The sequence below is a fragment of the Massilia sp. CCM 8734 genome, from assembly GCF_011682155.1.
GTDB classification, from domain to species: Bacteria; Pseudomonadota; Gammaproteobacteria; order Burkholderiales; family Burkholderiaceae_D; genus Telluria_A; species Telluria_A rubra.
In genome coordinates this window covers 44,618-71,527 of the sequence record NZ_WHJI01000025.1, presented here as the reverse complement: position 1 = coordinate 71,527, position 26,910 = coordinate 44,618, and the positions used below count along the sequence as shown (strand labels likewise).

Here is a 26,910-nt window from a genome sequence, read left to right as displayed (position 1 = left end):
GCTGCGCTTCTCGGACGAAATTTGCGCCGCTCGCTACGGTTTGCGCGCCCGCCGTGACGTCCGCAATTACTTGGACGTCCGCGCGAACGGGTTCTTGCCCACGCGCAGCTCGATCCGCAGCGGCGTACCTACCAGATTGAAGGTGTCGCGGAAATGCTTCTCGAGGTAGCGCTTGTACGGCTCGCCAATGGCGTCGAGCGAATTGCCGTGGATAACGATGATCGGCGGATTCTGCCCGCCCTGGTGCGCATAGCGCATTTTAGGACGGATCGAGCCCTTGCGGCGTGGTTCCTGCTTCTCGACCGCTTCGATCAGCGCGCGCGTCAGGCGCGGCGTGGACAGGTCGGCGGTGGCGGCGGCGTACGCCGCGTCGACCGACTTCATCATCGGCGCGATGCCTTGCGCCTTCAGGGCCGAAATGAAGTGGGTCTTGGCGAACGAGAGGAAATCGAGCTTGCGGTCGATGTCGATCTTGATTTCGTCGCGCTCATCGGTGCGCAAGCCGTCCCACTTGTTCACGGCCACCACCAGCGCCCGGCCCGACTCCAGAATGAAGCCGGCGATGTGCGCATCCTGCTCCGAAATGTCTTGCTGGGCGTCGAGCAAGAGGATGACCACGTGGGCTTCCGAAATCGACTGCAGGGTTTTGACGACCGAAAACTTCTCGATCGCTTCGAACACCTTGCCGCGACGGCGGATACCGGCCGTGTCGATCAGCGTGTAATTTTTGCCATCACGTTCGAACGGCACTTCGATCGAGTCGCGCGTGGTGCCCGGCATGTCGAAGGCGATCACGCGTTCTTCGCCGATCAGGGTGTTGACCAAGGTCGACTTGCCCACGTTGGGACGGCCGACGATGGCGATCTTGACGCCGCGCGCGGCTGGCTCGAGTTCTTCCTGGTCGTCCGGACGGCCGGCGAAGGCTTCGTTCAAGGCTTCTTCGACCAGGTCGGTCACGCCGTCGCCGTGGGCGGCGGAAATGACGTACGGATCGCCCATGCCGAGTTCATAGAAGTCGGCCACGACGGAGCTGTACTTCATGCCCTCGCCCTTGTTGACGACCAGCATGACCTTGCGGCCCGACTTGCGCAGGAAGTCGGTGATGGTCTTGTCGTGCGGCGTCAAGCCCTGGCGGCCGTCGACGATGAAGACAACCACGTCCGCTTCGGCGACGGCCTGCTTGGTCTGCAGGGCCATCTGGAACATGATGCCTTCCTTGGCGACCGGCTCGAAGCCGCCCGTGTCGATGACGAGGAAGGGGCGTTCACCGACCCGGCCTTCGCCGTAGTGACGATCGCGCGTCAGGCCAGGCAAGTCGGCCACGAGCGCGTCGCGCGAGCGGGTGAGGCGATTGAAGAGTGTCGATTTCCCGACGTTGGGGCGACCAACTAATGCGATTACCGGCTTCATGGTGTTTTTATTCGACCGCGATAGCGGTCACTGTCCCAGATTGTGTTTGAAAGATCAGGTTTGAACCTGCCACCAGGGGAGCCGACGTAATGGCGCTCCCGTCGGTGGCGGCGCGCGCCAGAAAGGAACCATCTTCCCGTGACAGGAAGTGGATGAAACCTTGATAGTCGCCAACGGCCACGGTGCGTCCGTAGGACACCGGGGTGGACAGGCGGCGATAACTTAATTTGTCGTTTTTCCAGGCGCTCACGCCGCCTTCGCGGTTAAAGGCCGACACCGCGCCCTTGTCGTCGACGGCGAACACGAAGCGCTGGTCGACCGACACACCGACGTCGGACGAGAGTTCCTTGGTCCAGCGCGCGGCGCCCGTGTTGATGTCGAAGCAGCCCACGCGGCCCTGGTAGGACACGGCGCACACTTCCTGGTCGATCACGACCGGGGTGCCGCCGATGTCGGTGACGCGTTCGAGTTCGGTCGCGCCGCGCGATTCGCCGACCGCCACTTCCCAGCGCGCCGCGCCGGTGGCCATGTTCAGCGACAAGAGTTTGCCGCCCGGCTGGGCGACGATGACTTCTTTGCCGACCACCACCATGCCCGGCGCATTGCGCAAGGTCAATGGCGGCGAGACGCGCTGCACGGTCCATTTTTTCTCGCCGGTCTTGGCGTCCAGGCCGACGATGCGGTTGTCGACCGAGCGCACCACCACGATGCCGTCGCCCACCACGGGGCTCGACAGCACTTCGCTCGACGCTTGCGTCGTCCACAGCAGTTTGCCTTCGAGGTCGTAGGCCAGCACGCCGCCCTTGGCGCCGCCGAAGACGAGCATGTTGCCGTCGGTGCCGACGCCGGCGGTCAGGCCGGTTGGCGCCTTGATGCGCCACAGCTGCTTGCCGCTGGCGGCGTCGACGCGCGCAATGGCGCCGTCGGCGCCGGCCACGACCAGCGACTGGTTCACCAGCACCGGGGTGAAGACGTAATCCTGGGCCTTGCCGATATCGAGCTTCCAGGCGGTGCGCACGGCCATCGAGCCTTTGAGCTCGACCAGCGGCGCGGGCACGTTGCCCTTGGATTTGGAGGCGAAAGGATTAAGCGAACTCAGGGTGGAGCAGCCGGCCATCAGGGCCAGCACACTCACACCGATAAGTTTCTGGGTAATACGCATAGTCATGACCTTGTTCTGGGTAACTCGTTACAGACCACTGGGCCGCTCAGGCGGCCGCTTTGGTGTCGGGCATGGTGCCGCCGATGGCTTCGAGCTTGATCTGCACCAGCGCGCGACCCGGATGCTTGGCGTCCATCGCGGCCAAGGCGGCCAGGTAGGCGCTGCGCGCTTCGGCGATCTTGTTCTGCGCTACCAGGATGTCACCCTTGCGGTCGGCCACGGCGCCGGCGAACTGCGGCAGGAATGGCGTCGCCAGCAGTTTCAAGCCTTCATCGTAGGCTTTCTCGTCGAGCAATACGCCAGCCAGGCGCAGCTTGGCGATCGACTTGTACTCGTCGTTGCCATTGTCGAGCACCCATTGCAGATGGGCCTTGGCCGACTTGAGGTCGTTGGCCTCGAAAGCGCTCTTGGCGGCCGTGAGCGAGGTCATGGCGGCGTAGGCGCTTTTGGCGTACTTGGTGCGCACGTCGGCGGCGATGCGCTGCACCTTGGCGTTGTCCTTGGCGGTGGCCGCCGTCTGGATCTGCGTGTACAAGGCCGACGCTTCGGCCGCGTTGACGCGCTCGGCGCGCTGCCACCAGGTGTAGCCGGCATAGGAACCGGCGGCGATGATCAGCACCACCATCAGCATGTTGCCGTACTTGTTCCAGAAGGCCTGCATCGCGGCCAGTTGTTCTTGTTCTTCGAGATCGTATGCCATGTGTTTCTCAACAGTATTAGGTCAGGTTAATCGGGGTACGGCGCAAGCCTGCTGCTTAGTGATGGTAATGCACGTGCTCGTGGTCGTGTTCATGCTCGTGGGCGCCGACGATCTGGTTGACCAGGTAGTCGACGACATCGTCGAACGGCACGCTGGCCTGCTGCTCGCCTTCGGCCCCGCGCATCGACTTGACCGCCGCCGTGCGCTTGGCGATTTCATCGTCGCCCAGGATCACGGCAAACGCCGCGCCGCTGCCGTCGGCTTTTTTCATCTGGCTCTTGAAGCTGCCGGGACCGCTCGCAGCGGCGCAATGTAACACAACATCCAGGCCGGCATCGCGGATACGCTCGGCCAGCACGAATGCCTGCATGCGCGCTTGCTCGCCCTGGTGCACCATATAGACATCGCATTCGGACGGATCGTTCGGTTCGCCCGCTTCTTTCATCAGCTCGACCAGGCGCTCGATGCCCATGGCGAAACCGACCGCCGGGGTTGGTTTACCGCCGAAGCTTTCGATGAGCGGATCGTAACGCCCGCCCGCGCACACGGTGCCTTGCGAGCCGAGCTTGTCGGTGACCCACTCGAACACGCTGCGGTTGTAGTAGTCGAGCCCGCGCACCAGGCGCGGATTGACGGTGTACTGGATATTGTTGTGATCCAAAATGCGCTTGAGGCCTTCGAAGTGCACCACCGACTCGCCTTCGAGGTAGTCGAGCAGCTTCGGCGCCTTGTTCACCAGGTCTTGCATGGCAGGGTTCTTGGTGTCGAGGATGCGCAGCGGATTGGCATGCAGGCGGCGCTTGGCTTCCTCGTCGAGCAGTTCGGCGTTGGCTTCGAAATACGTGATCAGGTCGGCACGGTGGCGCTGGCGCTCGCTAGCGTCGCCGATCGAGTTGATTTCGAGGCGGATGTTTTCCAGGCCCAGGTCGTCCCACAGGCGGCGGCACAGCATGATCAGCTCGGCGTCGATATCCGGACCGGCAAAGCCGACCGCTTCGGCGCCGACCTGGAAGAACTGGCGATAGCGGCCGCGCTGCGGACGCTCGTGGCGGAACATCGGTCCCGAGTACCAGACGCGGCGCGGGCCGTCGTAGACCAGGTTGTGTTCGATGACGGCGCGCACCACGCCGGCCGTGCCTTCGGGGCGCAGGGTCAGTTCGTCGTCGTTCATCGAATCCTTGAACGAGTACATTTCTTTTTCGACGATGTCGGTCACCGCGCCGATGGCGCGCTTGAACAGCGCCGTGTCTTCGACGATCGGGGTCACGATCTTTTGATAGCCGTAGCTTTTCAGGACCGAGTGCGCGGTGTTTTCGAACAGCTCCCACAGCGGCGCGTCGGCCGGCAGGATATCGTTCATGCCCTTGACGGCGGTGATCTTTGTGGCTTTTTCTTTTTTATTCTCAGACATTTTCTTCTAACTTACCGTAAGTAGTTTGTACGTAATTCAGGACGATTGCCTGGAATTCCTCGACGATCCTGTCGCCCCGCAGCGTCACTGTTTTCTTGCCATCGACAAAGACCGGCGCGGCCGGCGACTCGCCCGTGCCCGGCAGGCTGATGCCGATATTGGCGTGTTTCGATTCGCCCGGACCGTTGACGATGCAGCCCATCACGGCCACGTTCATGCCTTCCACGCCCGGGTAGGCCTTTTTCCATTCAGGCATCTGCTCGCGCAGATAGGTCTGGATGTTGTCGGCCAGTTCCTGGAACGTGGTCGAGGTGGTGCGTCCGCAACCCGGACAGGCGATCACCATCGGCGCGAACTTGCGCAGACCCATGGTTTGCAAAATCTCTTGCGCGACCACGACTTCGCGCGTGCGGTCGCCCCCCGGTTCCGGCGTGAGCGAAATCCGGATCGTGTCGCCAATGCCCTCTTGCAGCAGCACCGACAGCGCGGCGCTCGAGGCGACGATGCCCTTGCTGCCCATGCCCGCTTCGGTCAGGCCCAGGTGCAGCGGATAGTCGCAGCGGCGCGCCAGTTCGCGGTACACGGCGATCAGGTCTTGCACGCCCGACACTTTGCACGAGAGGATGATCTGGTCGCGCCCGAGGCCGATTTCTTCGGCGCGCACGGCGTTGTCGATGGCCGAGGTGATCAGGGCTTCGTACATCACCGCCTGCGCGCTCCACGGCTGCGCACGCTGGGCGTTTTCATCCATGATGCGCGCCAGCAGCGCCTGGTCCAGGCTGCCCCAGTTCACGCCGATGCGCACCGGCTTGTTGTACATGATGGCCGCTTCGATCATCTGGGCGAACTGGCTGTCGCGCTTGGCGCCCTGCCCCACGTTGCCCGGATTGATGCGGTATTTCGACAGTGCGCGCGCGCATTCGGGGAAGTCGCGCAGCAAGGTGTGGCCGTTGTAATGGAAGTCGCCCACCAGCGGCACGTCGATTTCCATCTTGTCGAGCTGCGCGCGGATCAGCGGCACGGCGGCCGCCGCTTCGGGCTTGTCGACCGTGATGCGCACCATCTCGGAGCCGGCGCGCGCCAGTTCCTTGACCTGGATCGCGGTGCCGATCACGTCGGCCGTGTCGGTGTTGGTCATCGACTGCACCACCACGGGCGCGTCGCCGCCGACCCAGATTTTGCGTTCGCCGTGCGCGACCAGCACGCGCCGGCTTGAGCGCCGCGCGAGGGGACCGGAGGGAATCGCCAGATTCGAAGAAGACATGAACGAAGACCTAATTTGACTTTTACTTGAGTTTGACTTTGGCGGTGCGGCCGTTGTCCGGCAAACTGACCGCTTCGCCGCGCAGGGTGGCGGACACGCCGCCCGGCTTGCCGACCACCAGGGTGACCGGCTCGGTGATATCGAGCGTTTCGACGGTGCCGGCCTTGACCAGGCGCGACAGCAAAGGCGAGCCTCTGGCGCGCCGCACTTCGACCCAGGAATCTTCGCGCACGTTGATCACCAGCGGGTTGCTGGCCGGGGCGGCGGGGACTGCCATGGCCGCGGCGGGAAGCGTGGCGGCGGCGCCGGCCACCGGGGTCGCCACCGTCGGCGACGGCGCCACGCCGGCCGGCGGCAGCACCGACACCAGCGGCGGCGCGGGCGCGATCACGCTCTTGCGCTCGTCCGGCTTGACCAGGGTCGTTTCCAGCGGCGCAGGCGTGCCGGCCGGCTTGTCGCCCACCAGCGGCGCCGGCAGCACCGTGACACTCGCTTGCGAACCGGAAGCGGCGGCCGGCGTCGCGTGGCTGGCGCCGCCCAGCAGCGCGGACGGCACCAGGCCGAATTGCCAGGCGCCAGCCGCGGCGGCGACCAGCAACACGGCCGCGCCGATCAGGCCCAGCGGCAGGCGCGAGCGCTTGCCGTTGGTCGGGAAGCGCACTTCGGAAAACGTGGCCGGCTTGTCGCGCCGCACGCTGCGGCTGCCGGGCTCGGTCAGCTCCGGGGTATCGAGCGAAATCATGGCCACCAGCGGGGCCGCGTCGAGCTTGACGACCTTGGCGTAGGCGCGCACGAAACCGCGCACCACGGCCGGTCCCGGCAGGTTGGCGTAGTCGCCCGCTTCCAGCGCGGCGACCTGGCGCACGGCCATTTTCAATTGATCGGCGACTTGCTCGACCGTCCATCCCATTGCTTCACGCTGGGCGGCCAGGGTCTTGCCCGGCAAACCGTGGTTGGCCGCGTTCGCGTTGCCGCCCGCTGCTGCTTGTTCTGCCCACTCTGAACTCATTGTCGATCCTGTCTCACTCATCAAATGCACCGCGCTGGAAGGCTGCGAACTCGGGCGAACCGGGATGGCGCCGACGCAGTTGCGTCGCCAGGCTCGTCTCCGATTCCTTCTCGCCCAGCTTGCGTTCGACGCGGATCGCCAGCCACAGCACATCGGCGGGCAAGCTATCCAGTTTCGCGACCGCTTTCACACGGTTGATATAAACTCCGGCGCGCACGTAGTCGCGCCGCTCGTAATAGACCCGCGCCAGGCCGGCTTGCACCGGGAGCAGGTCGGCTTCGATACGCAACGCCTGCAGCAGGTAGCGCTCGGCGGCGTCGTAATTCTTTTGCTTGATGCTGCATCCGCCCGCATTGACCAGGGCCTTGACCGGCGACTGGTACATGGGGTTTTTCAGGGCGATCTCGAACTGGGCGATGGCCGGCGCGAAGCGCTCGGTCTGGCACAGGAAGGAGCCGTAGTTGTTGTTGAGCTCGGGATTGCGCGGCGCCAGGCGCATCGCGCGCTGGTAGTTTTCTTCGGCCAGGATGTTCTCGCCCATGCTGGTGTAGATCAGGGCGCGCACGCTGTAGGCGTCGGCCATCTCGGGATCGATGGCGATGGCTTGCTTGATCTCGTCGAGGGCGACCCCGTAGTTGCCTTCCTGGTAGTAGCCGATGGCCAGTTGCATGCGGATGGCGGCGCGCTTGTCCTTGTTGGTCTGGTCGGAGGCGGTCTTCAGTTCCGTGGTGCTGCCCTGCAGGCCGGCCTCCTCGGCCGAGGCGTTGCGGGTGACGGTGGTGGTGGTGCAGGCGCCCAGCGCCGCAGCAAAGCCGGCCACCAGGGCCAGCGCCAGCAGGCGGCGCGGGTGCGCGCCCGGCGTCACGCGCGCGTTCAAGAAGCGATCTCCACGATGCGCCCGAAGTCGGCGCCGAACTTCTTCTGGTATTCAGCCATTTTTTCCATGCGCTCCTGTACGCGGGTACGGTCTTGCACTTCGCCGGCCAGTTGGCCGCAGGCGGCGTCGATATCGTCGCCGCGGGTTTTCCGAATCGTGGTCACCAGGCCGCCATCCATCAGCACCTGGGCGAAGGCCTTGATGCGCGGATTTTTCGAGCGCAACAAGCCGGACTCAGGGAAAGGATTGAACGGAATCAGGTTGAATTTGCACGACACGCCGACGACCGGGTCGTTGACCAGGGCGACCAGCTCGCGCGCGTGCTCGTCGCTGTCGTTGACGCCGTCGAGCATGCAGTATTCGAAGGTGATGAAGTCGCGCGGGGCGAATTCGAGGTAGCGGCGGCAAGCGGCCATCAGCTCGCGCAGCGGGTATTTTTTGTTCAGCGGAATCAGGCCGTCGCGCAGGGCGTCGTTCGACGCGTGCAGCGACACGGCCAGCGCCACCGGCACTTCCTGCGACAGCTTGTCCATCATCGGCACCACGCCCGAGGTCGAGAGGGTCACGCGGCGGCGCGACAGGCCGTAGGCGTTATCGTCGAGCATGAGCTTGAGGGCGGTGACGGTCGGTTCGAAATTGAGCAGGGGCTCGCCCATGCCCATCATCACCACGTTGGTGATCTGGCGCTCGCCCTTCGGACCGGGTTCGACGCCCTTGGTGCGGCGCAGTTCGAATTCGGCCATCCACAGCTGGCCGATGATTTCGGCCACCGTCAGGTTGCGGTTGAAGCCTTGCTTGCCGGTCGAGCAGAAACGGCAGTTCACGGCGCAGCCGGCCTGGGTGGAAATGCACAGGGTGCCGCGGTTTTCTTCCGGGATGAACACGGTTTCGACCGCATTGCCATTGCCGACGTCGACCAGCCACTTGCGCGTGCCATCAAGCGAGGTGTGGTCGCTGATGACGGCGGGCGCGCGGATTTCGGCGCGCGTGGCCAGCTTGTCGCGCAGCGACTTGGCCAGGTCGGTCATGGTATCGAACTCGCTGGCGCCGAACTGGTGGATCCAGCGCTGCAGCTGTTTGGCACGGAACGGCTTCTCACCCAAGTCGGCGCAGTAAGCGACGAGTTGCGCGGGATCGAAGTCCAGCAGATTGGTGAGAGTCGTCATAGTATTCTTTAATCAGTCAGGGCAAAATCAGGGAAAAATATCCCGCCCGCCCGGCGAACCGGGCAAGCGGTGTGATACAGGTCAATCAGTCACCAGTGACTGATTGACTAACGCCAATTAACGCGAGTACACGTTCAGTGCTGGGAAGTAGTACGCGATTTCCACAGCAGCGGTTTCAGCGGCGTCGGAGCCGTGCACGGCGTTGGCATCGATCGAATCGGCGAAATCGGCGCGGATGGTGCCTTTTTCTGCCTTCTTCGGATCGGTCGCGCCCATCAGGTCACGATGGGTAGCGATGGCGTTTTCGCCTTCGAGCGCTTGCACCATGACAGGACCCGAAATCATGAATTCGACCAGGTCCTTGAAGAATGGACGTGCAGCGTGCACAGCGTAGAAGCCTTCTGCTTCGGCGCGCGACAGGTGCATCATGCGGGCTGCGACGATTTTCAGGCCAGCGCCTTCAAAGCGGCTGTAGATTTGCCCGATGACGTTTTTTGCAACTGCGTCAGGTTTGATGATCGACAGGGTGCGTTCGATTGCCATGTGTAAAAACTCCAATAAAAAGAAAGGTTTAATGTTGGGTAACGGGACCCAATCAACCTTCGATTTTACCATACAACACCCCTTTTTGAGGGATATTGCACGGCCGTCCGCAGAAGTGTTAGAGTGACGTCTTCAAATAGACGCGGGCGCATGCGCGATTTTGCGCGTTTTTCCCGCGCCGTGCTATTCTTTTAGCGAGCATTACTTTTTTATCAATCGGAGGCACTATGTCAATTAGCTTGCAAGACTACGACCTGGCGGGTTCCAGCCAGGCGGTACGTCACCGCGTACTGCGCAACACTTACTGGCTGCTGGCCCTGTCGATGATCCCGACCGTGCTGGGCGCGGCCATCGGGGTGATGTTCCATCTACCCGTACCACGCGGCATCCTCGGTTTCGTGCTGTTCCTGGCGATGTCATACGGCTTTATCTGGGGCATCGAAAAAACCAAGCAAACGGCCATGGGCGTCGTGGTGCTGCTGGGCTTTACCTTCTTCATGGGTATCTGGCTGACCCCGCTGCTGACCCGCACCCTGGGCTTTTCCAACGGCGGCACCCTGATCATGATGGCGTTCGGCGGCACGGCCAGCGTATTTGCCGTCCTGGCAAGTATCGCCACCGTGAGCAAGCGCGATTTCTCGATGATGGGCAAGTGGCTGTTCGCCGGCGTGATCGTGCTGATCCTCGCCACCCTGGCCAACTACTTCCTGCAGATGCCCGCCCTGTGGCTGGCCATCTCGGTGATCGGTATCGCGATCTTCTCGGCCTACATCCTGTACGACGTGCAGCGCATCGTCAACGGCGGTGAGACCAACTACATCAGCGCCACCCTGAGCCTGTACCTGAACGTCTACATGATTTTCCAGTACCTGCTCTCGCTGCTGGGCCTGGGCGGCGAACGCGAATAAGCGTTAGCCAACCGGCAACAAAAAACCGGCCTGCGGGCCGGTTTTTTTACGTCCGCACAGCCGCCCCGCAGCCGTGCGCGGCTCAGAAATCCATGGCCAGCGATGCCCGCGCGCTGCGCGGCGCGCCGAAGGTGAGCGCGCCGCCGTTGGTATTGGCCAGGTAGCGCCGGTCGGCCAGGTTTTCCAGCGTCAGACGCAGCACCGCGCGCCGGCCCGAGGCCAGCGCCTGTTCGTAGCGCACCCCGGCGTCAAACCGCAGGTAGCCGCTGGCCATCCAGGTATTGTGCAGGTCGACCGCCTTCTTGCCGCCGTAATACACACCCCCATTGAGCGACAGTCCCGGCGCCAGCGCCCCCAGCGCGTAGTCGGCGAACAGATTGGCCTGCCAGGCCGGCACACCTTGCGGCCGCTTGCCAATCAGGCTCAGGTTGGCCGTTTCATCGACCCGCGCCTTCAGCCAGGCCGCGCCCGCCAGCAGGCGCAAGTTACGCGTGGGCGGCCCGCCGAGGGTCACTTCCACACCCTGGTGCAGCTGGCTGCCATCTTGCACGTACAGCTTGTCGGCATTGGTGTACTCGAGCCCCTTGTCGATCTGGAACAGCGCGCCGGTGAGCAAGGCGCCCCCGAGCTCGGCCTTGGCGCCCAGTTCAAGCTGGCGGCTCTCGAGCGGATTCATCACCTGGTTCTGGTTGCTGCTGCCGAGCGGCGCGGCGCCGCCCTGCTCCAGGCCCTCGGCGTAGCTGGCGTACAGCGACATGCCGGGGGCCGGCTTGAACAGCAATCCCAGCGCCGGCGTGGTCGCGGCCTTGTCGTAGGTCTTGCGCAGCGCGCCGGTCGGGCTGCCGCTGTGGATGGCGATGCGGGTATGGCGCAGGCCGCCGAATACCTGCCACTGCGCGCCCAGGCTGATGGTGTCGGTGGCGAACAGCGCGCGCTGGTCGGCCCGGTTGGCCAGGTAGGCCGCACCCACCACCGGAGCGGGATCGGCGATGGGGCGCGGCGCGAACAGCTTGCCCTGCCCGATCGGACCCGAAAAACCGTCGCCGTAGAGCATGTCGCGCCGCACCGAGTCGACCCCGACGGCCAGCGCATGCGCCAGCGCTCCGCTGCGCACGTCACCCTCGAGCACCAGTTGCACGCTGGTGTTGTTGCGCTCCTGGTCGGGACTGAAATACAGGCTGGCGTCGTAGTCGCCGTTGGGCCGCATGGCGCGCGGATTGATCGAGCGCTGGTCGCGCGCGAGCCTGGCGCGGTGGCCGGCCAGCCCCAGCTTCCATTGCTCGCCCAACTGATAGGTGGCGCGCGCGCCGAGGTAGGTTTGCCGGTTCGGCTCGACCGCCCAATCCTGCGCCGCATAGCTCTTCGCGTCGAGGCGGGAAAAGGCGGCGCGCGCCTCGGCCAGGGTGTTCCACCACAGGATGTTGGGCGAGCCGGGACCCTGCTTCTCGGAGCGCTGGCGTTCGATATCGGCTTCGAGCAGCAGCGCGTCGCTGGCCTGCCATTCGAAGGCGCCGCTGACCAACTGCTTGTCGCCCTTGTAGCCGGGCACGTGGTTGCGCAACTTGTCGGCGGCGGCATTGAGGCGCACCCCGAACTGCCGGTCGTGGCCGAAGCGCCGCCCCAGGTCGGCGTGGGCGCCCAGCGCGCCATCGTCATTGGCCGAGATGGTCAGGCGCGACAGGCTGTCCGCGCCCGGACGCTTGACGATGTAATTGACCACGCCGCCGGGCGAGGTCAGGCCGTGGCGCAGCGCCGACAAGCCCTTGGCGACCTCGACCGAGGCCTTGTTCTGGAGCGCGATCGAGCCCTGGTCGTTGATGGTCAGGCCGTCGCGCTTGACCGCGTCCACGCCCAGGTAAAAACCGCGCACCATGACCCGGTCGAACCACATTGGGTCCGACGCCAGGGTGACCGACGGGTCGTTCTTGACCACGTCGGCCAGCGACTTGGCTTGCTGGTCCTGGATCAGTTCGGCCGAAAACGCGCTCACCGAAAACGGGGTGTCGAGCACGGCCTGCTCGCGAAAACCCGAGGCGGAGGAACGGCGCACCCGGTAGCCCTGCTCGCGCGCCTGGGCCGGCTCGGCCAGCGGCGCGGCGGTGAGCGTCACTTCCTTCATCAGCACCTGCTCCGGGGCGCCCGGCGCCGGCCGGACCAGCACCGCGCCCTGCTCCACCTTGCCGACCAGGCCGCTACCCTGGAGCAAGCGTTCGAGCGCCTGCTGCGCCGTGTAGTTGCCGGCCACGGCGGGCGCGCTCTTGCCGCTGACCAGGGCCGGCGCAAAACCGAGCTGCAAATTGGCCTGGCGCGCCAGTTCGTTGAGGGCGTCGCCGAGCGGGCGGCTGGCCAGGTCGAGGCGCAGCACGGGCGCGGGGGCCGGCGGCTGGACTGGCGCGGCCACGGCGGCGGCCGACAACAAGCTCGCGAAGGCGAACGGAAGGGGGATGAAACGCGCTTTGCGCATGAGGCAAACTCCACAGACAGATGTTGAAAAAAGAGGTTCTGTGGAGGAAGACGCAGCGGCGCGCCAAATCCTCAGGTCGGAATGAGAATTATTCTCATTTTTTTAGCGCCACGATCTCGGTCTGGCCGGCACGCTCCACCAGCCGTACCGGCAGCATGGCTGGCAGCGCGGCGGCGAAGGCCGGCAATTGCCGCACCGTGTAGCTGCCGCCCACGCGCAGCGCGCCCACGGCTGGATCGCGCAGCACCAGCCCGGTCTGGCCGTAGCGCTCGAATTCGGCGAGGACCAGCGCCAGCGGCGTATTGCTGAAACTGATGCGGCCGTCGCGCCAGGGTGCCACCGCTCCCGGCGCCACCCTGGCCACCGTCCCCAGGCGCCCGTCGGCGGCGGCGTTGATGGCCTGGCCGGCGCCCAGCTCGGTTTCTTCGCCGGCCCCGGCGCGCACCCGCACCCGCCCCTCTTCCACGGAAACGGCGGTCAGGTGCGATTCCAGGCCGCTGCGCGTGTGGCGTACCGCGAAGCGGGTGCCGAGCACCGTGACGCGGGCCGCGCCGGCGCTGACCCGGAACGGCCGCGCGCGCTCGCTGCGCACGGCGAACAGCGCCTGGCCCTCGTGCAGGACGACGTCGCGCCGGTCTCGGTACAGGCGTACCTCGATGCGGGTGGCGGTATCGAGCGTGATCACGCTGCCGTCGGGCAGCGCCTGGGTCAGCTGCTGTCCGCGCGCGGTCGCGTACGCGGCGCTGAAGGTTGGCTGGCGCTGCCGGTGCTCCCAGGCCAGCCAGGCGCCGCCGGCCACGGAGACGCTCAGCATGGCGCAGCAGGCTTGCAGCGCGAGGCGGCGGCGCGGCGCGCTCTCCTGTGCCGGGATGGCCGCGCGCAAGCCGGCCACGGCCGATGGCGGCAAGGCGCGCACGCCGCGCAGGGTGGTACGCATGGCGTCGAACGCGGGGCGGTGGCGCGGATCGGCCGCCAGCCAGGCCGCCAGTGCGGCGCTGTCCCCGGTGCGCAGCGCCCAGGCGGCCGCTTCCTGCGCGATGCGCTGCTCGGCGCCCGTCATGCCGCCTCGCTCCGTTCGCAGGCGCGGCAGGCCAGCATGCCGCGCACGATGTGCTTTTCCACCATGCTGGTCGAAATCCCCATGCGGGAGGCAATCTGTTTGTGGCTCATGCCGTCGAAGACGTGCAGGATGAAGGCTTCGCGACAGCGCGGCGGCAAGTCTTCGATCGCCCGCAGATAGGCTTGCACCGCCTGTTCGGAAGCGAGTGCTTCATCGGGCTGGAGGTGGGGCGGGCCGGCATGGCCGGCGATGGCGTCGAGTTCATCGTGGCCACGCACGCCGGCGCGCCGGTGGGTGTCGATGACCAGGTTGCGCGCCGTGCGGTACAGCAGCGCGCGGGCATTGGCGATAGCGTGCCCCGATTGCTGGTGCACCAGCACACGCACGAAGCTTTCCTGCGCCAGGTCGGCGGCGGCGTGGCGGTCGCCCAGCAGGCGGTGCAAGAAGTTGAGCAATTCGAGGTGATAGCGTTCGAACACGATGGCGGGCGGCTGGAAAATGGTCGCTCCGACCCGCGCTGCGTATCGGCACTGCCCCTGACAGGCCGCACGGCGGCGCGCGGCCGGAAATGAGAATGATTCTTATTATACCAAACAGCGCGCCACCCTTCCCCGCCCGGTGTTTACACCAGGTTGAACACGGCCATCGATTCCACGTGCGAGGTGTGCGGGAACATATTGACCACGCCGGCCTTGCTTAGTTCATAGCCGGCTTCGTGGGTCAGGATGCCGGCGTCGCGCGCCAGGGTGGACGGGCTGCACGAGACATACACGATACGCTTGGGCAGCATCTCCGGGTGACTGAGGCGCAAGGCGGCCAGGGCTTGCACCAGCGCCATCGCGCCGTCGCGCGGCGGGTCGACCAGCATGCGGTCGAACTTGCCGAGCGCGACCAGGTCTTCGGCCGTGACCTCGAACAGGTTGCGCGTCGAAAAACTGGTCTTTTCCGACAAGCCATTCGCGCGCGCATTCGACAGCGCCCGTTCGGTCAGGGTGGTACTGCCTTCGATGCCAACCACTTCCCTGGCCTGGGTGGCCAGCGGCAAGGTGAAGTTGCCCAGGCCGCAGAACAGGTCGGCCACGCGCTCGTCCGGCTGCACGTCCAGCAGGTTCAGCGCTTTTCCGACCAGCACCCGGTTGATGTGATGGTTGACCTGGGTGAAATCGACTGGCTTGAACGGCATCTTCACGCCGAACTCGGGCAGGGTGTAATACAGTTCCTTGTCCAGCGGATAGAACGGCGCGGCCGTTTCCGGCCCCTTGGTTTGCAGCCACCACTGGATGTTCCACTGGTCGGCAAAGCTTTTGAGCACCGTTTCATCGGCGCCAGTGAGCGGCGCCATGATGCGCAAGACCATCGCCGTGGTCTCTTCACCGACCGCGATTTCGATCTGCGGCATCTGGTCGAAAATCGACAAGGCGCCCACCAGCGCGCGCAGCGGCAACAACATGGCGGCCACGTGCGGCGGCAAAATCTTGCAGTCGCTCATGTCGGCGACGAAGGCCGAGCGCTTTTCGTGAAAACCCACCAGCACCGTATCTTTTTTGGCAACATGGCGCACCGACAGGCGCGCGCGGTAGCGGTAGCCCCAGGTCGGGCCGTACATCGGGCGCATCACATTGCCCGGCTTGACCTTGCCGATGTGCCACAGGTTATCTTCCAGCACGCGCTGCTTCATCGCCACCTGGGCCGACGGCTCCAGGTGCTGCATCGAGCAGCCGCCGCAGTTGTCGAAATGCGGGCACTTGGGCGTTACCCGCATCGACGAGGCCTTGTGCAGCACGGTCATGCGCGCCGCTTCCCAGTTCTTTTTCTTCTTGAACGTATAAAAGCTGACTTTTTCGCCCGGCAAGGCGCCCTCGACGAAGATGACCTTGCCCGGCGAGCCGTCCTCGTTGGCGAGGTGGCCGACGCCGCGGGCGTCCATGTCCAGGGATTTGATGTCGAGAATGGTGTCTTGCATGGCGAAATACACGCGCTGGGCGTGTGCAAAAAGAGGATTAAGGGGAACAGGAGGCGGCGGGCAGCCCGCGCGCATCATAGCAAGGAATCGCGCACCACGCCACGGGCGGCCATCGCCCGTTTCAGTTTGACCAGTGCTTCCTGCTGGATCTGGCGCACCCGCTCGCGCGTGACGCCCATCTCTTCGGCCAGGGTTTCCAGGGTGGCCGGATCGTCGTTGTCGAGCCCGAAACGGCGCATGATCACGATGCGCTGCTTGTCCGGCAATCGGGTGAGCCAGTCGCGCACCAGCACCGTCATTTCGTGGTGCTCGGCGCGGCTGTCGGGGCCATCGTCGGCGTCGCCGGGCAGCATGTCCATCAGGCTCGACTGGGGATCGTTGTCGAGCGGGGCGTCGAGCGAGGTGGCGTGCTCGGACAGGGCCAGGATATCCTGCACTTCCTCGACCGGGCGCCCGACCAGGTGGGCGATGTCTTCGGCGCTGGCATCCTTGCCGTTGCGGTGTTGCGCTTCGAGGTGGTACTTGGCGCGCAGGATCTGGTTCAGCTCGCGCACCATGTGGACCGGCAGGCGCACCGTGCGCGCCTGGTTCATGATGGCGCGCTCGATGCTCTGGCGGATCCACCAGGTGGCGTAGGTCGAAAAACGGAAACCGCGCTCGGGCTCGAACTTGTCGATGGCGCGCATCAGGCCGATGTTGCCTTCCTCGATCATGTCGAGCAGCACCACGCCGCGGTTGATGTAATGCTTGGCGATCGACACCACCAGCCGCAGGTTGTGCTCGATCATGGTCTGGCGCGCCGAAAAGTCGCCCGCCTTGGCCAGGGTGGCGAAATGGACTTCCTGCGGGGCGGTCAGCAGCGCGCGCATGCCGATCTGGTTCAGATAGTGCTGGGTGGTATCGGTCGAGAGCTCGGCCGCCAGCACTTTTTTCAGTTCATCGACGCTTTCGAGCACGGCGCCGGCCACCGGCACGCTGTCGGCGTCGGGACCGGCATCGGTCTCGGGGTCGATATCGATATCGGCCTCGAGCGCGGCCTCGTCGGGGTCGTCCGGAAAGTCATCCGGACCCGGATCATCGCCCTGCTGGTAGCTCGAATGCGTCATGAAAGATCCACGGTGCCGGTGTCGGTCGTCAGCGGGCGACAATTTCTCAGCGGTTAGGCAGGAAACGCGAAGGATCGACCGGCTTGCCCTGCTGGCGGATCTCGAAGTGCAGCTTGACCGAATCGGCATCCGAATCGCCCATTTCGGCAATCATTTCGCCTTTTCTGACGCTCTGCCCTTCCTTGACCAGGATGCTGCGGTTGTGGGCGTAGGCGGACAGCAGGCTGTTGCTGTGCTTCACAATCACCAGATTACCATAACCGCGGATGCCACTGCCCGCATACATGACTTTTCCGGCGCCGGCCGCCATCACTTGCTGGCCCGCCTTGCCGGCGATATCGATGCCCTTGTTCTTGCCTTCGTCAAAAGTGGCGACGATCCTGCCGTCCGACGGCCACATCCAGCTCAGTTTTTCCTCGTCCGAGGCCGCCATCGGATTGCTGACGGTGGCCGCCGGCGGCGCCACGGCGATGGCCGGCGGATGGAGATCGGGCTTCTCGGCCGCCTTCGGCTCCACCTTGGCAGGGGCTCCGCCCTCGCCTCTTTGCAACTCGGCCAGCACGCTGTCGCTATACGCACGCTTGTCGGCGCGCGGCGTGCTCTTCTTGACCACCACGGGCGCCGGCGGCGCCTTCGGCTCGGACGACGGCGGCATGTCGATCTTGTTGGTGACCACGCCGCCGCTGTCGCTTTTGCTATCGGGAGGCAACACACGCAGCACCTGGTCGACCTTGATGTCGTTCGGGTTCGACAGTTTGTTCCATTCGACAATGTCGCGGTAATTCTGGCCATGGTCGAACGCGATGCGGATCAGGGTATCGCCCTTGCGCACCGTGTACATGCCGCGTTCATCCTTCGATTCGTCGGCGGAGCGCGGCACGCGGCTGTCGGCGGCCGGCAGGCGGTCGATCACGGGTGCGGGGCGGCGGGGAGCGGTGTTACAGGCGCTGAGCAAGCCCAGGGTCAGGAGCAGCAGGGGAAGATGGCTTGTGTATTTCATTCTCATGTTATGTGTGTCGTGTTCTGTAAGCGGAGGCGCGCGCCACGAGGCGCAGGCGGGCGAACGCAGGCGAACGCTTAAACGGTGCCCGGGCGCAGCGGCACGAAGTGGCAGCCTTCCAGGGTCTCGCTCATCCATTCGGCCTTGCCGGTGCGGGTGATCAGCTGTAAGTGCTGGACCTGCGCGCCCACCGGGGCGACCAGGCGACCACCCACGCTGAGCTGCTCCAGCAGTGCCTGCGGCACCTCCAGACCGGCCGCAGCCAGAATGATACCGTCGAACGGGGCGGCCTGGGGCAAGCCTAGCATACCATCTCCGTAGTGCAAGCGCAGATTCACGATGCGCAGGTGGCGCAGATTGGTCTTGGCCAGCTCGTGCAATTGACGAATCCGTTCGACCGAAAACACATCCTTGGCGATGTGCGAGAGCACCGCCGCCTGGTAGCCGCAGCCGGTGCCGATCTCGAGCACGCGGCTCAGTGGCTTGCCGTTGCGCAGCACTTCGAGCATGCGCGCCACGATGTAGGGGCGCGAAATGGTCTGGTGGTGGCCGATCGGCAGCGAGGCGTCGACATACGCCTGGGCCGACAGCGCCGGTTCGATGAAACGGTGGCGCTGCACGTTTTCCAGCGCTTTGAGCACCACCCCGTCCTGCACGCCCTGCTTGGCCACGCGCGCCACCATGGCGCGCCGGATCGCGTCCGACACGCCCGTGTCGGGGCGCGGCGCGATCACCGGCAGCGGCTGGGCGCGCTGGTAGGCCTCGCTGTGCGCCTTGGACGGCGCCGCGCCCGCGCGCGCCACGTAATTGTGGGCGCCGGCCTGGCCGCCCTGCGCGCCGCTGCCGGCGGCGTTGCGGGTGGCCGTTTGCGGGGTTGCCACTTTGATGGGGGAAAACGCCGCGCTGGCGCGCTTGTCCCCGGTCACCGACGACAGCGGCAGCGGAAACGTGCTGCGTTTGTCGGGCTTGTCACTCATGCCAGTGAACGCGACAGCAGCGCCAGCTGGTCGCGGTGGGTCAGGTCGACCTGGAGCGGGGTGACCGACACCTCGCCTTGCGCGGTGGCGTGGAAATCGGTGCCCTCGCCGGCGTCGCGCGTGGCGCCCGGCGGGCCGATCCAGAAAATTTCGCGTCCGCGCGGGTCGCGCGCGCGGATCACCGGTTCGGCCTGGTGCCGCTTGCCCAGCCGCGTGGCGCGCACCGTGCGCAGCGCTTCGTACGGCAGGTTGGGGATATTTACGTTGAGCAGGTAGGGCGCCGGCAAGGCGTCGAAGCGGCGCAGCACGATGTCGCGCGCCAGCCGGGCCGCCGAATCGATGTGCTCCCAGCCGTGCGCCACCTGCGAAAAGGCGATCGCCGGAATGCCGAACAGATAGCCTTCGGTGGCCGCCGCCACGGTACCCGAATACAAGGTGTCGTCGCCCATGTTCTGGCCATTGTTGATGCCGGAGACGACCAGGTCGGGCCGGTAGTCGAGCATGCCGGTCAGGGCCACGTGCACGCAGTCGGTCGGCGTGCCGTTGACGAAGTAAAAGCCGTTGGCGGCCTTTTGCACCGACAGCGGACGGTCCAGCGACAGCGAATTGGAGGCGCCGGAACGGTTGCTGTCGGGCGCCACGACGACAATCTCGGCCACCGACGCGAGCGCGTTGGCCAGCGCTTCGATCCCGGGGGCGAGGTAGCCGTCGTCATTGCTGATAAGAATTCTCATCCCCAGATTTTACCTGAAGCAATGAGCCTCACGCTGGCCCCGCACCAACATTTTATGCGCAGTGCGCGCCAGAAACACTTACTGCGTGCTCACCGGGCGCCCGCCGACGGCGTCGTTGAGCGCTTCCTGCAAAAACGAGACCTCGTCCTGCGCGAAGGCGAGCAAGGCATCCTTGTCGTTGTGGCGCAAATAGACCTGGCGGATCAGGGCCATGCCGCGCCTGCGCAGCGGCGGCGGCACGTGACGGCGCAGCACCGGTTGGCGCAGGCTGTCGGCCAGCGCGCGCGCCTCGCGCTCGCTGCCCGTGTCGATCAGTTCCTGCAGCTGCGCCAGCTTGTGGCTGAGGGTGTCGGCGCCGCTGCTGTCGGGCGGCGCGTCGAGGATGCTGGTCGGGCGCGCGCCGCCGTCCAGGCGCGCCGCGCCGGGGCGGGCGCCGCCCTGCCCCGGATGCGACAAGGCCGCAGCCGGCGCGCCCTTGCCCTGCGCCGTGTCGGGATCGGCGCCGGCCAGCTTTTGCCGCAGGCGCCGCGCCGCGTCGAGCTCGCCCTGCTGGCTCAGGGTCGAGGCCAGCCGCAACTGGCTGCTGAGGGTGTCGGGATGGGCCGCGCCCAGGCTGCGCTCGCGGCTGCGCGCCAGCAATTCGAGCATCGCGCGCACGCCGGCCAGGTCGCTCTGGGCGGCCATGATTTCGGCCAGCAATTCGCGCGCCTGCAGCGTCGCCGGATGGTCGGGGCCGGCATGGCGCTCGCGCGCCGCCACCACGCCTTCCTGCAGCTTGCGCGCGTTGCCCAGGTCGCCCAGCTCGCGCAGCAGGGTCGACAAGTCCTGGGCGCAGCGCAGTGTGGCGTCGTGTTCGCTGCCGAGCAGGCGTTCGCGCCCGTCCAGCACGCGCTCGTAGACCATGCGCGCGCGGCTGTACTCGCCGTGGCGGGCCAGGGTGCCCGCCTGTTCGGCCAGGCAGTCGAGGGTGTGCAGGTGGCCCGCGCCGTACAGGCGCTCGCTGGCGTCGATGACTTGCTCGTGCAGCGCCAGCGCCCGTCCGGCATCGCCGCGCCGGGCCACGGTGGCGGCCAGCGCGGCGCGCGCGCTGAGCGTATCGGGATGTTCGGGGCCGAGCAGGCGCGCGCAATCGTCGAGCAGCAGTTCGTGCAGGAACTGGGCCTCGGCCAGGCGCCCGTCGTGGCGCAGCAGGACGGCCAGCTGGGCGCGCCCGGCGCGGGTGTCGGCGTGCTCGTCGCCGAGCAGGCGCTGGCGCAGGCTGATGCTCTCTTCGAAGCAGGCGATGGCTTGCGCGGCATGCCCGGCGTTGCGGTACAGCACGCCCAACTGGTGCAGGTCGCGCGCCAGCGGCAGCGACAGCGCCAGGTTGACGCCGCCACCGAGCCGCTCGCGCGCCGCGCCGATGGCGCTGGCCAGGCGCACTTCGGCCAGCGATTGCCAGGGGAAATAGTTGCCGAGAAACCAGTCGAGCAAGGTGTCGAAAGTGCGCGTGAGCGAAAAGCGGTCGGCGTCGCGTTCGCCGCCGTGGGCCAGTTGCTCGGCGCCGGCCATGGGGTGCAGCTGGGGCAGCTGGACTTCGTCGAAATAGCTGTCGAGCGAGACCCGCGACACCCCGTAGCACTGGCGCAGCAACTGTTCGATCGTGCTCTGGTAGCCGGCCACCGCCTTGTGCGGATCGCCGCGCCGCCACAGCAGGCGGCGCGCGCTGTCGGCGCTGTCGATCGCGGCCGGCAGCGGGTACACCAGCAGCGGGCGCTGCTCCTGCTCGTGGCTGCAGCGGTACTCGATGGCGCGCGTGACCACGCCGGCCAGGCCGTCCAGGCTGCGCTGGGTCGGCGTAAACACCGTCACCAGCCGGCGCGGCAGCAATGTGGTGCAGATGCTGACCGCGGCCGAGCGCCCGCTGCGCGCGTCCACCAGCACGTGGGCGAAGCGCTGCGCCATGAACTCGCCGAAACAGCGGAACAGGGCCGGACAGAGCTGGAACAAGCCATCCCAGTCGAACTGGTCGGCACGCTCGCCGTAGCTGTCGTCGAAGTTACCGGCGCGCATCAGGTACAGCGGCCGGCTGTGATCGACCCGCTCGACGAACGGTTCCCAGTCGACCGCTTCGAGCACCTGGCGCGCCAGCGCCGTATCGTCAACGCCGGCGTCAACGCCATCGGCGGCGCCGCGCGGGGTGCGCGCCGGATGGCCGCGCCCGAGCACGCGCAACTGCTCGCGGCAAGCCTGGAAATATTCGAGCACGCCGGGCCGCTCGCCACGGCGCTCGAAATAATGGTGCAGGCCGGGCGACTCGGTGTCGAAATCGATCATCAGCACCGGCACGGTGGCGCCCTGGCGCCCGGCCAGCAGCAGCGCCATGGTCGCCAGGGCCACGCTGCGCGCGCTGGCGCTCTCGAAGGAGTAAAAGGTGGTCACGTCGCCAGGACCGGAACGCGGCGGCAGGGTAAGGCGTTGGATTTCCATGTTGCTCCTCTTATTTTTTCGGAAAAGACAAATCCGGCAGATCGCGCCACTCGGGTGGGACATCGGGAAGCACGAATTGGTTGCAGTCATGGCCGACGGGCGTGTACTTTTTTTGATACTGATAATGGATGACAATCCGGTCCACGATCTTTTTGATGTCCGGCAGAAAATCCGGATGCGCTTTCAGGTCGCCCGTGGCCAACGAGAAACGCGAAAAATCCACGTAGAAACTCGATGCCGCGATCTGCGGCGGCAGGCGCACCGGGTGCATGGTCATGATCACCGGAATGATCAGATGGCTGGGCATGGCATACCACTGGCTGCGCTCGGCCTCGATGGCCTGCATCGCCGCGTACTCGCGCCGCGTATAGCCATGCGCCTCGTATTTGGGGGTGTAGATCAGGATCATGGTGACGCTCTCGCACAGCGCGCGCGCGATGCGGCGGTCCAGGTCGTCGCCGCCGCCAAGTTGCTCGGTGTCAATGAACAACTCGTCTTCATTGTCAAAATAGGGTTCCAGATAGCAGCGGATGGCATCGGACAGGGAAGCCTTGAACCGGTTCATCAGCTCGTAGCGGCCGTGGGCGTAACTAAAGAAACAGCCGTAACGGATTGCCATGTCAGCCTCCCTGTTCTGTGGTCCCACCAGCGCGCTCGCGCTGTCGACTTTAACAAGCGCGACGGACACGACCTTGCGCCCGCGCAAATGGCCGGGCCGCCCGGCCCCGCGCGCGGAAAATTGAGGCATAATCAAAAATCATACGGTCGTACTATTTTTGAATAACACTCATCGGAGACACCAATGAAAGCCGTGGTTTGCAAAGCGTGGGGGCTGCCCGACAGCCTGGTAGTGGAACAAGTGGCCGCCCCGGTGGCGGGAGCGGGCCAGGTGCTGGTCGAGGTGCGGGCGGCCGGGGTCAATTTCCCCGACGTGCTGATCATCCAGGGCAAGTACCAGTTCAAGCCGGAGTTGCCCTTCACCCCGGGCAGCGAACTGTCGGGCGTGGTCGCGGCGCTGGGCGAGGGCGTCACCAACGTCAAGGTGGGCGACCGGGTGATCGCGTTTTCCGCCCAGGGCGCGTTTGCCCAGCAGATCGTGGTGCCGGCCCAGGCCGTCATGCCGATGCCGCCCGGCATGGATTTCGACACCGCCGCCGCCATCACCCTCACCTACGGCACCTCGCACCACGCGGTGGTCGACCGCGCCGCGCTCAAGGCCGGCGAAACCATGCTGGTGCTGGGCGCGGCCGGCGGGGTCGGGCTGGCCGCCATCGAAATCGGCAAGGCGCTGGGCGCGCGCGTGATTGCGGCGGCCTCGAGCGACGAGAAGCTGGCGGTGTGCCGCGAGCACGGGGCCGACGCCACCATCAACTACGCGACCGAGGACTTGCGCGAAGCGATCAAGGCCGCCACCGATGGCAAGGGTCCGGATGTGATCTACGACCCGGTCGGCGGCGTGTATGCCGAACCGGCGTTCCGCTCGATCGGCTGGCGCGGACGCTACCTGGTGGTGGGCTTTGCGAATGGCGAGATTCCCAAGCTGCCGCTGAACCTGACCTTGCTCAAGGGCGCCTCGCTGATGGGGTATTCTGGGGTGAGTTCGCCAAGCGCGAACCGAAGGCCAGCCTGGCGGCCATGCGCGAACTGATGGGATGGCTGGCCGAAGGCAAGATCCGCCCGCGCATCTCGGCTCGTTACACCCTGGAACAGAGCGCGCAAGCCTTGAACGACATGGCCGCGCGCAAGGTCACCGGCAAGGTCGTGATATTGCCGCAGGCATAGCGGACGTAGCAGGCGATAACGCGCGGCGGCCGGTGGCGACGCGCGCGCCGCCACCGGCCACTGTCGTACCGGAAAATCAGGCCTTCGGTGCGAAGGCGCTGTTGAGCACGGACTGGTCGAAACCGTTGCCGGCGTTGCCGTTGGCGGCGTAGCGGTACAAGGTGGTCGCGTAGATGCCGGACAACGCGTTATGGATCAGCAAGATGACCAGCGAGGCCAGCACGCCGAGCACGACGAAGGCGATGGCCAGGCCGGAACTGCCGACATTCACGCCCAGGCCCACGCCGGCCAGGGTGACCGCCACCACCAGCATCATCAACGCCCCGAAGAACAGGCTCATGCCGGACTGGCCGACCACGTTTTCACCCCAGGTTTGCTTGAGCAGGGTGGCGCTGGCCTTGATCGATTCGATCGGGCCGGTATTGCGCGCGACCAGCACCGGCACCACCAGGAAGGTGGCCACGGTCCAGCCCACGCCGATCAGGCCGACGATGAAGCGGCCGACGAAGCCGAGCCGTTCCTGGATGGCGCGCAGGATCACCCCCACGGTCGCGGCAATGACCGCGTAGCCGAGAATGGTGCCGAAGCGGCTGTTGGCGATGCGCAGGCCGTCGCCCAGGGTGGGGGCGCCGCCATCCATGCGGATCATGGTGGCGCCCACCAGCGCGGCGTTAAAGTAAAACATCACGAAGTACTGGCTGATATAAAACAAGAACGCCAGCGAATACCAGGCGCCGTTGCTCTCGCTCAAGCCGTCGAGCGAACTGAGGCCGAAGGCCGGCAACATGAAACACAACACCACGGCCAGCGAGGCCGCTCCCGAAATCAAGGGGAACATCAGCAGGTGGCTGTCCTGGCGCAGGACGGCGGCGCTGGCCTTGACGAGATCGAAACTGCGCTTGAAACGGTCGAACATGAGTGGCACTCCTTTGATAGTAAATACACAAGAAAATATTTCTTATGTGCATTACTATACAAAGTATCACACCCTATCGTATCAATCTATCAATAAATTGCTCTATTGCTCAACTTATTGACGTATGCCAACAATCTTTCAGCGGGCTTGCTGCGCGATCCAGGCATTCATCTTGGTCTCGAGCAATGCCAGCGGCAAGGTGCCGTCGGACAGCACCGCGTCATGGAATTTGGCCAGGCTGAATTTGTCTCCCAGCGTCGTCTGGGCGCGCTGGCGCAGTTCCATGATTTTCAGTGCGCCCACCTTGTAGCCGAGCGCCTGGGCCGGCCACGCCATGTAGCGCTCGGTCGCGTTGCGCGCGTCTTCTTCCGTATTGCCGGCCTCGTCGACCAGGAAACGGATGGTCTGCTCGCGCGTCCAGCCCTTGGCGTGCAAGCCGGTATCGACCACCAGCCGCGCCGCCCGCATCATGTCGAGCATCAGGTGGCCGGCGTAGGCGTTCGGGTCCTCGTACAGGCCCATTTCCTTGCCCAGCGATTCGGCGTACAGCGCCCAGCCTTCGACATACGCATTGTTGCCGCCGAACTTGCGGAACTTGGGAATCGGCAGCTCCTGCTGCTTGGACAACTGGAAATGGTGGCCCGGATGGCCTTCGTGCAGGAACAGCGAGGTCATGCGCGTGCTGGCGTACTTGGCCGGATCGGGAATCACGGCCCAGAAGATGCCCGGACGCGAGCCGTCCGCGGCGGCGGCGGTGTAATGGTCGGAGGCGGTATCGCGCGACAGCGGCGGCTCGGCCCGGATCTCCAGCGGCGCCTTGGGCAAGCTTGCAAACAGGCGCGGCAGCATCGGCAGGATGCGCGCGTTCAGCGCCCGGTAGGCTTGCAGCACCTCTTCCTCGGTCTTGAACGGACGATACTTCGCTTGCTGCGCCAGCCAGCGCGGCAAGCCGGCCGGCGCCCCGGTGTAGCCGAGCTTCGGCGCCAGCTTGGTGAATTCGGCATTGATGCGCGCCATCTCGGCCAGCCCGATACGGTGGATTTCTTCCGGAGCGAGCGTACTGGTCGTTTGCGACGCCACCCAGGCGCGATACCAGTTGCCGCCGTCAGGCAGGCTGCCCCAGCCGGCGCTCTCGCGCGCGGCCGGCAGGTATTCGGTTTCCAGGAAACTGGCCAGCTTGCGTAGCGAGGGCAGCACCTGCACCCGCACCGTTTCGCGGTAGGCGCCCGTCATGCGCGCCTTCTCGCCCTTGGAAAAGCCGGCCGGCAGCGCGCGCGCCGGCGCCGAAAAGGCGCTGGTCTCGACCGTTGCGGCGGCCAGCGCCTTGATCTGCGGCAGCAGCGACTGCACCAGCGCCTTCGGCAGCACCACGCCATGCTTGATGCCGCTGCGCATATTGGCGATCGCCGCGTCGGTCCACTGCGGCAGCGCCGTGATGCGTTTCAGGTATGCCTGGTAATGGGCCACGGTGGCCAGCGGCTGCGAACCGTCGCCGGCGCCAAAATTGGCCAGCAGCACCGGCAGGCTGTCCATGTGGTTCATCGGCAGCAGGTAATCCTTGAGCGGCTCGAAGCGCAACAGGTTGTTGACTTCGAAACCGAGGATGTCGTAGGTGGTCAGGTCGAGCGGCGCGAGCTTGCTGCGGTCGATCCGGGCCAGCTCGTCGCGCACCTCGTGCAGCATGGCGAACTGGCGCGCCCGCACCGACGGCACGAGGGTCATCGGCAGCAGGTCGTCGAAACGGTTGTCGCCCGAAAAAGTGGCGTTGATCGGTTCATAGCGCGCCTGCTCTTCGTAATAGCGCTCGGCCAGCCGCGACAGTTGCGCGGCCGGATTTTTGGCCGGATTGTTGGCCGCTGCCGCCTCGGCCGCCAGCGGCGGCGGCGCAGGGACCGGGGCGGGGGCGTTGGCAACGGCCTGGTCGACCGCGCCAGCGGCTGCGGTCGTGCCCAGCAAGGCGGAAAGTAACAGCGAGCGCAGCACGGTCAT

23 protein-coding genes and 1 pseudogene are annotated in these 26,910 nt (G+C 65.6%); 3 read left to right on the top strand and 21 right to left on the bottom strand.

From position 1 onward, the window contains the following. Positions 1 to 66: 66 nt before the first annotated feature. The 9 genes from der to ndk all read right to left on the bottom strand — a co-directional run bounded on the left by der (position 67) and on the right by ndk (position 9,542). The gene (gene der / locus F2P46_RS21785) at positions 67 to 1,410 is read right to left on the bottom strand and encodes a ribosome biogenesis GTPase Der (protein WP_166894064.1); all 1,344 of its coding nucleotides are present in this window, start codon (positions 1,408 to 1,410) and stop codon (positions 67 to 69) included. 7 nt (positions 1,411 to 1,417) lie between these two features. Next, positions 1,418 to 2,572: an outer membrane protein assembly factor BamB gene (bamB, locus tag F2P46_RS21780; protein WP_166894138.1), complete on the bottom strand. Its 1,155-nt coding sequence runs from the start codon at positions 2,570 to 2,572 to the stop codon at positions 1,418 to 1,420. A 46-nt stretch (positions 2,573 to 2,618) separates the two neighbouring features. After that, positions 2,619 to 3,272 (bottom strand): tetratricopeptide repeat protein, encoded by a 654-nt coding sequence (locus F2P46_RS21775; RefSeq protein ID WP_166894062.1) that lies wholly within the window; start codon positions 3,270 to 3,272, stop codon positions 2,619 to 2,621. 55 nt (positions 3,273 to 3,327) lie between these two features. After that, positions 3,328 to 4,683, bottom strand: a complete 1,356-nt coding sequence (hisS, locus tag F2P46_RS21770) for a histidine--tRNA ligase (RefSeq protein WP_166894060.1) — start codon at positions 4,681 to 4,683, stop codon at positions 3,328 to 3,330. After that, positions 4,676 to 5,947, bottom strand: a complete 1,272-nt coding sequence (gene ispG, locus F2P46_RS21765) for a flavodoxin-dependent (E)-4-hydroxy-3-methylbut-2-enyl-diphosphate synthase (protein ID WP_166894058.1) — start codon at positions 5,945 to 5,947, stop codon at positions 4,676 to 4,678. Before ispG ends, hisS begins: the two co-directional genes overlap by 8 nt. 22 nt (positions 5,948 to 5,969) lie before the next feature. Beyond that, complete coding sequence (locus F2P46_RS21760; RefSeq protein WP_166894056.1) at positions 5,970 to 6,956, bottom strand: helix-turn-helix domain-containing protein; 987 nt, start codon at positions 6,954 to 6,956, stop codon at positions 5,970 to 5,972. Positions 6,957 to 6,969: 13 nt separating this feature from the next. After that, complete coding sequence (pilW, locus tag F2P46_RS21755) at positions 6,970 to 7,833, bottom strand: type IV pilus biogenesis/stability protein PilW (protein WP_208296723.1); 864 nt, start codon at positions 7,831 to 7,833, stop codon at positions 6,970 to 6,972. Continuing rightward, on the bottom strand, positions 7,830 to 8,999 hold the full coding sequence (gene rlmN / locus F2P46_RS21750) for a 23S rRNA (adenine(2503)-C(2))-methyltransferase RlmN (RefSeq protein WP_166894055.1): 1,170 nt from the start codon (positions 8,997 to 8,999) through the stop codon (positions 7,830 to 7,832). The genes pilW and rlmN overlap by 4 nt, the downstream gene beginning before the upstream one ends. Positions 9,000 to 9,116: 117 nt before the next feature. Continuing rightward, positions 9,117 to 9,542, bottom strand: a complete 426-nt coding sequence (gene ndk / locus F2P46_RS21745) for a nucleoside-diphosphate kinase (RefSeq protein WP_166881127.1) — start codon at positions 9,540 to 9,542, stop codon at positions 9,117 to 9,119. Positions 9,543 to 9,769: 227 nt separating this feature from the next. On the opposite strand from ndk, the gene F2P46_RS21740 reads away from it, so the two are divergent. Next, complete coding sequence (locus F2P46_RS21740; RefSeq protein ID WP_166881102.1) at positions 9,770 to 10,450, top strand: Bax inhibitor-1/YccA family protein; 681 nt, start codon at positions 9,770 to 9,772, stop codon at positions 10,448 to 10,450. A gap of 82 nt (positions 10,451 to 10,532) precedes the next feature. Here the strand turns inward: F2P46_RS21740 and F2P46_RS21735 are convergent, their stop codons facing one another. From F2P46_RS21735 to F2P46_RS21690, 10 genes are all read right to left on the bottom strand, one after another. Beyond that, a complete protein-coding gene (locus tag F2P46_RS21735) occupies positions 10,533 to 12,914 on the bottom strand; it encodes a TonB-dependent receptor (protein ID WP_166894053.1) in 2,382 nt (793 codons plus the stop codon). Positions 12,915 to 13,008: 94 nt separating this feature from the next. Further along, positions 13,009 to 13,974, bottom strand: a complete 966-nt coding sequence (locus F2P46_RS21730) for a FecR domain-containing protein (RefSeq protein ID WP_229509392.1) — start codon at positions 13,972 to 13,974, stop codon at positions 13,009 to 13,011. Continuing rightward, positions 13,971 to 14,453 carry a sigma-70 family RNA polymerase sigma factor gene (locus F2P46_RS21725; RefSeq protein ID WP_166894051.1) on the bottom strand — a complete coding sequence of 161 codons (483 nt, stop codon included), beginning with the start codon at positions 14,451 to 14,453 and terminating at the stop codon, positions 13,971 to 13,973. The genes F2P46_RS21730 and F2P46_RS21725 overlap by 4 nt, the downstream gene beginning before the upstream one ends. A gap of 143 nt (positions 14,454 to 14,596) precedes the next feature. Then, positions 14,597 to 16,012, bottom strand: a complete 1,416-nt coding sequence (rlmD, locus tag F2P46_RS21720) for a 23S rRNA (uracil(1939)-C(5))-methyltransferase RlmD (RefSeq protein WP_267875874.1) — start codon at positions 16,010 to 16,012, stop codon at positions 14,597 to 14,599. Next, entirely contained in the window at positions 16,012 to 17,043 is a 1,032-nt protein-coding gene (gene rpoS, locus F2P46_RS21715) for an RNA polymerase sigma factor RpoS (protein ID WP_166894047.1), read from the bottom strand. The genes rlmD and rpoS overlap by 1 nt, the downstream gene beginning before the upstream one ends. A gap of 46 nt (positions 17,044 to 17,089) precedes the next feature. Next, on the bottom strand, positions 17,090 to 18,043 hold the full coding sequence (locus F2P46_RS21710) for a peptidoglycan DD-metalloendopeptidase family protein (protein WP_166894045.1): 954 nt from the start codon (positions 18,041 to 18,043) through the stop codon (positions 17,090 to 17,092). 77 nt (positions 18,044 to 18,120) lie between these two features. Then, positions 18,121 to 19,020: a protein-L-isoaspartate(D-aspartate) O-methyltransferase gene (locus F2P46_RS21705; protein WP_166894043.1), complete on the bottom strand. Its 900-nt coding sequence runs from the start codon at positions 19,018 to 19,020 to the stop codon at positions 18,121 to 18,123. Further along, on the bottom strand, positions 19,017 to 19,754 hold the full coding sequence (gene surE, locus F2P46_RS21700) for a 5'/3'-nucleotidase SurE (RefSeq protein ID WP_166894041.1): 738 nt from the start codon (positions 19,752 to 19,754) through the stop codon (positions 19,017 to 19,019). Before surE ends, F2P46_RS21705 begins: the two co-directional genes overlap by 4 nt. Before the next feature lie 78 nt (positions 19,755 to 19,832). After that, positions 19,833 to 22,223, bottom strand: a complete 2,391-nt coding sequence (locus F2P46_RS21695; protein ID WP_166894039.1) for a tetratricopeptide repeat protein — start codon at positions 22,221 to 22,223, stop codon at positions 19,833 to 19,835. Positions 22,224 to 22,233: 10 nt separating this feature from the next. Next, positions 22,234 to 22,971 carry a toll/interleukin-1 receptor domain-containing protein gene (locus tag F2P46_RS21690; RefSeq protein WP_229509391.1) on the bottom strand — a complete coding sequence of 246 codons (738 nt, stop codon included), beginning with the start codon at positions 22,969 to 22,971 and terminating at the stop codon, positions 22,234 to 22,236. A 54-nt stretch (positions 22,972 to 23,025) separates the two neighbouring features. Here F2P46_RS21690 and F2P46_RS21685 point away from each other — a divergent pair. Next, positions 23,026 to 23,763 (top strand): annotated as a pseudogene (locus F2P46_RS21685) (NADPH:quinone oxidoreductase family protein); the annotation flags it as partial. Beyond that, entirely contained in the window at positions 23,712 to 24,005 is a 294-nt protein-coding gene (locus F2P46_RS37810) for a zinc-binding dehydrogenase (RefSeq protein WP_229509395.1), read from the top strand. The pseudogene F2P46_RS21685 and the gene F2P46_RS37810, both read left to right, overlap by 52 nt. Before the next feature lie 76 nt (positions 24,006 to 24,081). On the opposite strand, the gene F2P46_RS21680 is transcribed toward F2P46_RS37810, so the two are convergent. Beyond that, complete coding sequence (locus F2P46_RS21680) at positions 24,082 to 24,921, bottom strand: DUF6159 family protein (RefSeq protein WP_166894037.1); 840 nt, start codon at positions 24,919 to 24,921, stop codon at positions 24,082 to 24,084. 138 nt (positions 24,922 to 25,059) lie between these two features. Further along, positions 25,060 to 26,910 (bottom strand): DUF885 domain-containing protein, encoded by a 1,851-nt coding sequence (locus F2P46_RS21675; protein ID WP_166894035.1) that lies wholly within the window; start codon positions 26,908 to 26,910, stop codon positions 25,060 to 25,062.

Bases quoted from the DNA above. Each gene is read 5' to 3' on its own strand.
- der (WP_166894064.1), bottom strand. From the start codon at position 1,410: ATGAAGCCGGTAATCGCATTAGTTGGTCGCCCCAACGTCGGGAAATCG.
- bamB (WP_166894138.1), bottom strand. From the start codon at position 2,572: ATGCGTATTACCCAGAAACTTATCGGTGTGAGTGTGCTGGCCCTGATG.
- F2P46_RS21775 (WP_166894062.1), bottom strand. From the start codon at position 3,272: ATGGCATACGATCTCGAAGAACAAGAACAACTGGCCGCGATGCAGGCC.
- hisS (WP_166894060.1), bottom strand. From the start codon at position 4,683: ATGTCTGAGAATAAAAAAGAAAAAGCCACAAAGATCACCGCCGTCAAG.
- ispG (WP_166894058.1), bottom strand. From the start codon at position 5,947: ATGTCTTCTTCGAATCTGGCGATTCCCTCCGGTCCCCTCGCGCGGCGC.
- F2P46_RS21760 (WP_166894056.1), bottom strand. From the start codon at position 6,956: ATGAGTTCAGAGTGGGCAGAACAAGCAGCAGCGGGCGGCAACGCGAAC.
- rlmN (WP_166894055.1), bottom strand. From the start codon at position 8,999: ATGACGACTCTCACCAATCTGCTGGACTTCGATCCCGCGCAACTCGTC.
- ndk (WP_166881127.1), bottom strand. From the start codon at position 9,542: ATGGCAATCGAACGCACCCTGTCGATCATCAAACCTGACGCAGTTGCA.
- F2P46_RS21740 (WP_166881102.1), top strand. From the start codon at position 9,770: ATGTCAATTAGCTTGCAAGACTACGACCTGGCGGGTTCCAGCCAGGCG.
- F2P46_RS21735 (WP_166894053.1), bottom strand. From the start codon at position 12,914: ATGCGCAAAGCGCGTTTCATCCCCCTTCCGTTCGCCTTCGCGAGCTTG.
- F2P46_RS21730 (WP_229509392.1), bottom strand. From the start codon at position 13,974: ATGACGGGCGCCGAGCAGCGCATCGCGCAGGAAGCGGCCGCCTGGGCG.
- rlmD (WP_267875874.1), bottom strand. From the start codon at position 16,012: ATGCGCGCGGGCTGCCCGCCGCCTCCTGTTCCCCTTAATCCTCTTTTT.
- rpoS (WP_166894047.1), bottom strand. From the start codon at position 17,043: ATGACGCATTCGAGCTACCAGCAGGGCGATGATCCGGGTCCGGATGAC.
- F2P46_RS21710 (WP_166894045.1), bottom strand. From the start codon at position 18,043: ATGAAATACACAAGCCATCTTCCCCTGCTGCTCCTGACCCTGGGCTTG.
- F2P46_RS21705 (WP_166894043.1), bottom strand. From the start codon at position 19,020: ATGAGTGACAAGCCCGACAAACGCAGCACGTTTCCGCTGCCGCTGTCG.
- surE (WP_166894041.1), bottom strand. From the start codon at position 19,754: ATGAGAATTCTTATCAGCAATGACGACGGCTACCTCGCCCCCGGGATC.
- F2P46_RS21695 (WP_166894039.1), bottom strand. From the start codon at position 22,223: ATGGAAATCCAACGCCTTACCCTGCCGCCGCGTTCCGGTCCTGGCGAC.
- F2P46_RS21690 (WP_229509391.1), bottom strand. From the start codon at position 22,971: ATGCCTCAATTTTCCGCGCGCGGGGCCGGGCGGCCCGGCCATTTGCGC.
- F2P46_RS21680 (WP_166894037.1), bottom strand. From the start codon at position 24,921: ATGTTCGACCGTTTCAAGCGCAGTTTCGATCTCGTCAAGGCCAGCGCC.
- F2P46_RS21675 (WP_166894035.1), bottom strand. From the start codon at position 26,910: ATGACCGTGCTGCGCTCGCTGTTACTTTCCGCCTTGCTGGGCACGACC.